A 7,863-nucleotide genomic window follows, 5' to 3' on the forward strand; every position below is an offset into this window, starting at 1 on the left:
CCCCCTCCACCAGGTACCGCCCCGCAGCCGAGTCGAGGCAGTCGTCGCGTTGGCTGGCGAAGGCCCCGTGGGAGCGGCTGCCGTCGAGGACGACGAGGCTGGATCCGGGGAGCCGTCGTTGCATGCGCCGCGCGCCGTCGAGGGGCGTGGTCGGGTCGTGTTCGGCTTGGGTGAGCAGCACAGGTGGCATGTCGGGGTGCCCGAGCCGGGTGGGTTCGCGGGGCGGCGCCCAGTAGGCGCAGGTGGCGGCTTCGAGCCCGGTGAGGATGGGTTGGGGGTCGACGTCGCGCAGCGCGCGGATGCTGCCGATGACGTCGGCGGGCCGGGGTCGGGTGCTGTCGGCGCATTTGATGGTGCGCAGCGCGGATTCGTAGTTGTGGTCGTCGGGTTCGGCAGGGCGCAGCGCGGTGTCGTCGCCGGTGCGGACGTAGTGGCTGAGGGCTTGTGCGAAGGGTTCCCACCGTTCGGTGCGGGAGAGGGTGCGGTAGACGACGCGGTCGAATTCGTCGGGGCCGAAGGTGTCGTGGGGGAGTGCGGCGCGGGTGTCGAGGTAGTGCTGCCGGACGGTGCGCCGGTCGTGGCCGAGTCCGAGCCCGGGCCGGGCGGCGATCCAGTCGAAGAGCGCGTCGCGTTGTTCGATCATGGCGAGGGCTTGGCGGGTGTCGAAGTCGTGCCAGTCGTCGGGGCTGACGACGCTGTCGAGCACCATGCGGCCGACGTGCCGGGGGTGGTGGGCGGCGTAGGCGGCGCCGAGGTAGGTGCCGTAGGAGACGCCGAGGTAGTTGAGCCGCGGTTCGCGCAGTGCGAGCCGGATCCGTTCCATGTCGTGCGCGGTGTTGGTGGTGTTGATGTGGCCGAGCGCGGCCCCGATGCCGCGCGCGCAATCGTCGGCGATGGCGCGGAGTCCGCGCAGGTGGGCGCGCTCCTGTTCGGGATCGGTGGGCACCGGATCGGGCCGGGGGTGCTGGTAGAGCCCGCCGGCGGGTCCGCAGTCGACGGGGGCGCTGCGGCCGGTGCCGCGCGGGTCGAAGCCGATGATGTCGTAGCTGCGTTGGACGGCGGTGGGGAGTTTGGCGCGTTTGCTCTCGGCGTAGTCGGTGCCGGTGCCGCCGGGTCCGCCGGGGTTGACGAGGAGTGCGCCGCGTCGTTCTTCGGGTGTGCCGCTGGCGGGGATGCGGGTGAGGGCGAGGGTGATGCTCGGCCCGTCGGGGGCGGCGTGGTCGAGCGGGACCCGCAAGTGTCCGCATTGGACTGATGGATCGTCGGTGATTCCGTCCGGGCAGGTGCCGAATCCGGGGTCGGGCGCCGCCATGGCGGCGGGGGCGGGCGCGAGTGCGGCGAGCAGCAGGGTGAGCAGCGGGATGGTGCCGCCGCGACGCGAGATGAACACGCTGAGTGACTCCAGTGCTACCTGAATGGGGTTTGCGAAGGAGTATTGAACATGATTATCGTTACCGTCCGCTAGTGGTAAACCATGCGGAGGAGTCGGAGTGGGTCACCTGCTGATGGTGGAAAGCTGGGTCGGGGCGATGAGCACCCTGCTGCCCAGAGGTATCCGGGACGGAGGCCACCGCTTCAGCTTCCTCACCCGGGACGTGCACCACTACCTGCGTGCCTGGAACCGGCCGGGCGCCCACCCGCTGCTCGGCGCGCAGAACGTGCTCACCGCCGAGACCAACGACGTGCCGTCCCTCGTGGAGCACGTGGCGAAATTGCAGCCCGCGCTCCGGTTCGACGGCGTGCTCACCTCCTGCGACTACTACCTGGGCGCGGTCGCGCACCTCGCGCGGCACCTCGGCCTGCCGGGATCTCCGCCGGAAGCGGTGGAGCTGGCCTGCAACAAGGACCGGACCCGGCTGGCGTTGCGCGAAGCGGGAGTTCCCGGGCCCGCGTTCGCGCTCGCCGACAGCGCGTCCGGGCTGCGCGAAACGGCCGTCGCCCTCGGCTTCCCGCTCGTGGTCAAACCGGTCGACCTGTGCGCGGGCATGTTCGTGCGCAAGGTGTCCGACGAAGCCGAACTCGCCGAGGCCGTTCGTGACCTGGAGGGCTTCCCGGTGAACGCCCGCGGCCAGCGCCGCAGCCCCACCGTGCTGCTGGAGGAACTGCTCACCGGGCCGGAAGTGAGCGTCGAAGCCGTCACCTCCCACGGACGAACGACCGTCATCGGCGTGACCGACAAGAGCGTCGGCGGCGCACCCTGGTTCGTCGAGACCGGGCACATGTTCCCCGCCGCCCTCGACGCCGCCACCGAACGAGCCGCCACCTCGATCGCCGTCGACGCCATCGCCGCGCTCGGCCTCGACAACACGGCCACCCACACCGAGCTCAAGCTCACCCCCGACGGGCCGCGCATCGTCGAGGTCAACCCGCGTCCCGCGGGCAACCAGATCACCGAGCTGATCCGCCGCGTCACCGGCATCGACCTGCCCGCGGTGCACGCCCGGCTCGCCGCCGGCGAACAGCCCGACCTGGCGCCGCACGCCACCGGTGCGGGCAGCGCGGCCATCTCGTTCCTGCTGCCGCCGCGCACCGGCCCGATCCGGCACATCGCCGGAGCCGAGCGGCTCGCCGGGACCGAGGGCGTCGTCGACAGCGTCGTCAAGGAACCCGGGCACGTGGCAGGCGCGGCGACCAGCAACAACAACTACCTCGGCCACGTGATGGCCACCGACCCGGCACCCGGGGCCGCGCGGGCTCGCGCCGAGGCGGCCGTCGGCTCCCTGGAAGTCGTCTACGCCGAGGATCTGGTCACCACATGAAGGACGCCTTCCTGTCACTGGACGGGTTCGCGGCGGCCGTGGGCGAGGGGTTCGCGGGCGACGAGGTCGGCGAAGCGGAGGTGAGCGTCGGCTTCCTCACCCAGCAAGGCGTCCGCCATTCCGGGCGTGGCCGCTCCTACCGGAACCACGTGCTGAGCCTCCGCGTCGAGGACGCCGTCGGCTCCTGCGCGGTGGAACCCGGGGAACTCACCGACGAGCAGGTCGTGGACTGTGTCGGCGCCCCCGTCGGGCGGCTGCTGCGGCACCCGCTTCCCGCGGTGCGCACCGCGGCGCTGGACGCCTACCTGATGTGGCGGTTCCCGCACCACGAGCACGCCGAGCAGGTCGCGCTGGAGCGCGGGAACTCGCTGCGGAAGTCCTTGCAGCGCGCCGAACTCGTCGTGGACCTGCTGCCGGACCAGGTGAACCGGGTGCTCGTGGTCGGGGTGGTGAACTCGCTGCTGCACCGGCTCCGGCACCGCGACCTCGACTACGTCCCCTGCGACCGCAAGGGCGGCAGCACCGAATGGGACGAGCCCATCGTCGGCGACGCCATGGCCGCCGTCGGTGGCTGCGATGCCGTGCTCGCCACCGGGATGCTCGCGGCGGGCGACACGTTCGCGCCGCTGCTGGAACACGTGCGCGCCACCGGAAAGCCGCTGGTCATGTTCGCCCAGACCGCGAGCGCGATCCTGCCGTGGTTCATCGGATCCGGCGTCACCGCCGTCTCCGCCGAGCCCTACCCGTTCTTCTGGCTCGACGGCGGCCCCGGCTCGATCTACCGCCACCGCGCCCCGATCACCCCGACCGGGAAGGACCCCCGTTGATCGACGTGAGCACGAGCCCGGCCCGCACCCCCAACCCGGACCTGCTGGAGCTGATGCGCGACACCCCGGTCAGCAGGGTCAGCACCCCGCTGCCGGACCACCACCCCGGATTCTGGGCGAAGCTCGAATGCCTCGGCGCGGGCGGTATGAAGGCGCGCGCCGCCATGTCCATGCTGCGCGGGGCCCGTGCCCGCGGGGAACTCCGGCCCGGCGCGCCCGTCGTCGAATCCACCAGCGGCACCCTCGGTGTCGGACTCGCCTTCGCCGGCCAAGCCCTCGGCCACCCCGTGGTGCTGGTCGTCGACCGGGAACTGGAACGCAGCATGCGGTCGTTGCTGCGCGCCCACGGCGTCCGCACCGAGGTCGTCGACCACCCGCACCCCGTCGGCGGCTGGCAGCAGGCCCGGCTGGACCGGGTGCACGAGCTGTGCGCGGAACTGCCCGGCTCCTACTGGCCCGACCAGTACAACAACCCGGACAACCCGGCGGGGTACGAGCGGCTCGCCGAAGAGCTCGTCGCCCAGCTCGGCACCGCCGACACCCTCGTGTGCAGCGTCGGGTCCGGTGGGCACAGCGCAGGCGTCATCCGCACGCTGCGCAGGCACTGGCCGCGGCTGCGGCTGATCGGCGTGGACACCGTCGGATCCACGATCTTCGGGCAGCCCGCGCGGCGGCGGCTCATGCGGGGACTCGGCAGCAGCATCTTCCCCCGCAACGTCGCCTACCCCGAATTCCACGAAGTGCACTGGATCGGCCCGGCCGAGGCCGTCGATGCCTGCCGCAGGCTCGCCGCCCACTCCTTCGTCAGCGGGGGCTGGAGCACCGGTGCGGTCGCGCTCGTCGCCGCGTGGGCCGCGCGGCGCGACCCCGGTTCCCGCGTCGCCACCGTCTTCCCCGACGGTCCGCACCGCTACCTCGACACGATCTTCGACGACGAGTTCTGCCAGGAGCACGGCCTGCTCGGCGGACGACCCGCGACGCGTCCCGTCGAGATCGCCGACCCGGCCGCGGTCGAAGTGCACGGCTGGGCCCGCTGCCGCGCGGTCCGCGACCCCGCCGGATCGGTGGAGGTGCCCGCGTGAAGCTCAGCGCACGCACCGGAACCCTGCGGCTGCGCGAGCCGTTCCGGATCTCCCGCTCCGTCATGCACGAACGGGACGCGGTGTGGATCGACCTCGAACACGGCGGCCGCACCGGGCACGGCGAAGCCGTCACCAGCGTCTACTACGACCTCGACGTGCCGCGGATCCTCGACCGGCTCGACGCGCTGCGCCCGCACGTCGAGAGCTGCACCGGACCCGACGAGCTCCTCGCCGGCATCGACGACTGGCCGGACGTCGAACCGGGAGTGCGCTGCGCCGTCGACGCCGCCGCCCACGACCTCGCCGCGCAGCACAGCGGCCGGACCGTGCAGGACCTCATCGGCGCACCACCCGTCGGCGGGCCCGCGACCGCCCGCACCATCGGCATCACCGGCACCGAGCACGCCGCGCGCACCGCGGCCGAGCTCACCGCCCGCGGATTCCGCGTCCTCAAGGTGAAGCTCGGCGACGGCCCCGACGAACAGGACCGGGTCGCCGCCGTCCGCGCCGCCGCCCCCGACGCGCAACTGCTGCTCGACCCCAACGGTGCGTGGGAACCCGAGCAGGCGCTGCGCCTGCTCGACGCCCTCGCCGTGCACGACATCGCGGCTGTCGAACAACCCATCCCGCCCGGCGACCCCGTCGAACTCGGCCGCGTCGCCCGGCACAGCCCCATTCCGGTGATCGCCGACGAGGACGCGCAGACCCTCGCCGACGTCCGGGCGCTCGGCTCGACCGTGCACGGGATCAACGTGAAACTCGCCAAGTGCGGCGGGATCCGCGCCGCCGTCGAGATCATCGACGCCGCGCGGTCCGCCGGGGCCGACGTGATGCTCGGATGCCTCGTCGCCAGTTCCCTCGGCATCGCACCCGCCGTGCACCTCGCCGGACACGCCCGCTGGATCGACCTCGACGGGCACCTGCTGCTCGCCGACGACCCGTGGGACGGCATCGGCGGCACCGGCGGGACGCTGCACATCACCCGCGAGCCCGGGCTCGGCGTGCGGCCGAAGGTGGCGGCATGACCACCTGGCGGCTCATCCGGAGCTTCCCGCTCGCGGTGCAGGTGCTGCTGGTCAACCAGCTCGGCGTCAACATCGGCTTCTACCTGCTCATCCCGTACCTCGCCGGCTACCTCGGGCACGACCTCGGCATGTCCGCGGCGCTCGTCGGCGTGGTGCTCGGGGTGCGCAACCTCAGCCAGCAAGGGCTGTTCCTCATCGGCGGCAGCGCCGCCGACCGGCTCGGGGCGCGTCGCGTCATCATCGCCGGCTGCGCGCTGCGCACCGTCGGGTTCGGGTTGTTCGCGCTCGGCAGTTCGCTGCCCGTGCTGCTCGCCGCCTCCGTCCTCAGCGGACTCGCCGGGGCGCTGTTCAACCCCGCGGTGCGCGCCTACCTCGCGCGCGAAGCGGGGGAGCGGCGAGCCGAAGCGTTCTCGCTGTTCAACGTGTTCGCCAACACCGGGGCGCTGATCGGGCCGCTGCTCGGCAGCGCACTCGTCCTCATCGGGTTCACCACGTCCGCGCTCGTCGCCGCGCTCGTGTTCGCACTGCTCACCGCCGCCCAGATCGCCGTGCTGCCGCGCCGGGACGTGCCGCCCTCGCGCGGCACCGTGCTCGGCGACTGGCGCGGCGTGCTCGGTGACAAGCGGTTCCTCCTGTTCACCCTCGCGCTGACCGGGATGTTCGCGCTGCAGAACCAGCTGTACCTGGTGCTGCCGATGGAAGCGGCCCGGCTCACCGGATCCAGCGGCACCGTCGCCGCCGTGTTCATCGTGTCCACAGTGGCCGGTCTGCTGCTGCAGGTGCGGATCACCCGGTACTTCCAGCGCACGTGGTCCCGGGGGAGCACCATCGCCGCAGGTATGGCGCTGATGGGGATCGCCTTCCTCGCCACCCTCGTCGCCGGCTTCGCGCTGCCCACCGCGACCTCCGTGCCCGACCCGGTCGGCGTGCTGCTGCGGCTCGGCCCCGTGCTGCTGGCCACCCTCGTGCTCACCACCGGGCTGATGCTGGCGCAACCCTTCGTCAACGACCTCATTCCCTCGTTCGGGCCGAATTCGCTGTCCGGCACCTACTTCGGGGTCTTCTACCTGGCCTCCGGGGTGACCGCCGCGGCGGGCAACGCCGCCATCGGGTGGATCAGCGACCTCGCCGGGACCACCGCGCCGTGGGCGCCGTCCGCGCTGTGCCTCGCGCTCGGACTGGTCTCCGCCGCCGCGGTCGCCCTGCTGCAGCGCCGTGGACTCGTCGGCCCGGAACCCGCCCCGCGACCAGGAGAGATCGCATGCGCGTCGACGCCAACTTCCTGACCGACAACCCCCGGCTGTACGAAGCGCAGTTCCCCGACCCCGAGCACCTCGCCGCACGATTCGTGCTCGACGTCCTCGCCCGCCGTGGCATCGGACACGGCGCACTGCTCGACATCGGGTGCGGCACGGGGCGCGACGCCGCGCACTGGGCCCGGAGCGGTTTTCACGTCACCGGGATCGACAATTCGCCGCGCATGATCGAACACGCCCGGGCGCGCTGCCCCGACGGCACCTTCCACCAGCGCGACATGCGCGAATTCCAGCTGGATCGCACGTTCGACGCGATCACTTGCCTGGACAGCGCATTCCTCTACTGCCACACCAACGACGAACTCGATTCCTTCCTCGGGCGGTGCCGGGACCATCTCCGTCCCGGCGGGGTGCTCGTCGCCGAAATGCGCAACGGTGCATTCTTCCTCGGGAGCACCGAACTGCTCGACGGAATTCGCGAGCGGACCGTCGAGTGGGAAGGCGTGCCGTACCGGTCGCGGACCCGGCTGTGGATCGACCACGCCGAACAGCTGCTGCGCCGAGAACGGGTGTGGGACTGGCCCGGGTGCGAGCGGGAACTCACCCAACGCTCCGCCTGGCGGCTGCTCTTCCCGCAAGAACTGCGTCGCATCCTGCACCAAGCGGGGTTCGAAGTGCTCGACCTCTTCGACCACCCCGGCCCGCGCACGGAACCGCCCTGGCACGCCGACGCGGCCCTCGGCACGTCGCTCGCGGGGGATCGGTTGCACCTGGTGGCCCGCCGCCCCACCTGACCAGCGGGGGGGGGGGGGGGGGGGGGGGGGGGGCGCGCGGGGGGGGGCGCCGGGGGGGGGGGGGGCGCGGGGGGGGGGGGGGGGGGGGTGGTGTGGGGGGGGTTGATTTTGTTATGTTTT

The 7,863-nt window shown here is 72.4% G+C and carries 7 protein-coding genes; 6 read left to right on the plus strand and 1 reads right to left on the minus strand.

The window, feature by feature from the left end; all coding sequences use genetic code 11:
- Positions 1-1,390: alpha/beta fold hydrolase (locus LCD31_RS21555; RefSeq protein WP_224960625.1), on the minus strand; the 1,390-nt coding region annotated here is incomplete at its 3' end.
- Positions 1,391-1,490: 100 nt separating this feature from the next.
- Here LCD31_RS21555 and LCD31_RS21560 point away from each other — a divergent pair.
- The 6 genes from LCD31_RS21560 to LCD31_RS21585 are packed head-to-tail and all read left to right on the plus strand — an operon-like array spanning position 1,491 to position 7,743.
- The gene (locus tag LCD31_RS21560) at positions 1,491-2,759 is read left to right on the plus strand and encodes an ATP-grasp domain-containing protein (RefSeq protein ID WP_224960626.1); all 1,269 of its coding nucleotides are present in this window, start codon (positions 1,491-1,493) and stop codon (positions 2,757-2,759) included.
- Positions 2,756-3,586: a hypothetical protein gene (locus LCD31_RS21565; protein WP_224960627.1), complete on the plus strand. Its 831-nt coding sequence runs from the start codon at positions 2,756-2,758 to the stop codon at positions 3,584-3,586. Before LCD31_RS21560 ends, LCD31_RS21565 begins: the two co-directional genes overlap by 4 nt.
- A 53-nt stretch (positions 3,587-3,639) precedes the next feature.
- Positions 3,640-4,668, plus strand: a complete 1,029-nt coding sequence (locus tag LCD31_RS21570) for a PLP-dependent cysteine synthase family protein (RefSeq protein WP_224960634.1) — start codon at positions 3,640-3,642, stop codon at positions 4,666-4,668.
- On the plus strand, positions 4,665-5,693 hold the full coding sequence (locus LCD31_RS21575; protein WP_224960630.1) for a dipeptide epimerase: 1,029 nt from the start codon (positions 4,665-4,667) through the stop codon (positions 5,691-5,693). Before LCD31_RS21570 ends, LCD31_RS21575 begins: the two co-directional genes overlap by 4 nt.
- A complete protein-coding gene (locus LCD31_RS21580) occupies positions 5,690-6,979 on the plus strand; it encodes an MFS transporter (RefSeq protein WP_224960631.1) in 1,290 nt (429 codons plus the stop codon). Before LCD31_RS21575 ends, LCD31_RS21580 begins: the two co-directional genes overlap by 4 nt.
- Complete coding sequence (locus LCD31_RS21585; RefSeq protein ID WP_224960633.1) at positions 6,955-7,743, plus strand: trans-aconitate 2-methyltransferase; 789 nt, start codon at positions 6,955-6,957, stop codon at positions 7,741-7,743. The genes LCD31_RS21580 and LCD31_RS21585 overlap by 25 nt, the downstream gene beginning before the upstream one ends.
- Positions 7,744-7,863 lie beyond the last annotated feature (120 nt).

Source organism: Saccharopolyspora sp. 6M (genome assembly GCF_020176775.1).
GTDB lineage: Bacteria > Actinomycetota > Actinomycetes > Mycobacteriales > Pseudonocardiaceae > Saccharopolyspora_C > Saccharopolyspora_C gregorii.

Excerpts from the sequence above, each read along its gene's own strand:
- LCD31_RS21565 (WP_224960627.1), top strand. The coding sequence starts at position 2,756 with ATGAAGGACGCCTTCCTGTCACTGGACGGGTTCGCGGCGGCCGTGGGC.
- LCD31_RS21585 (WP_224960633.1), top strand. The coding sequence starts at position 6,955 with ATGCGCGTCGACGCCAACTTCCTGACCGACAACCCCCGGCTGTACGAA.
- LCD31_RS21580 (WP_224960631.1), top strand. The coding sequence starts at position 5,690 with ATGACCACCTGGCGGCTCATCCGGAGCTTCCCGCTCGCGGTGCAGGTG.
- LCD31_RS21570 (WP_224960634.1), top strand. The coding sequence starts at position 3,640 with ATGCGCGACACCCCGGTCAGCAGGGTCAGCACCCCGCTGCCGGACCAC.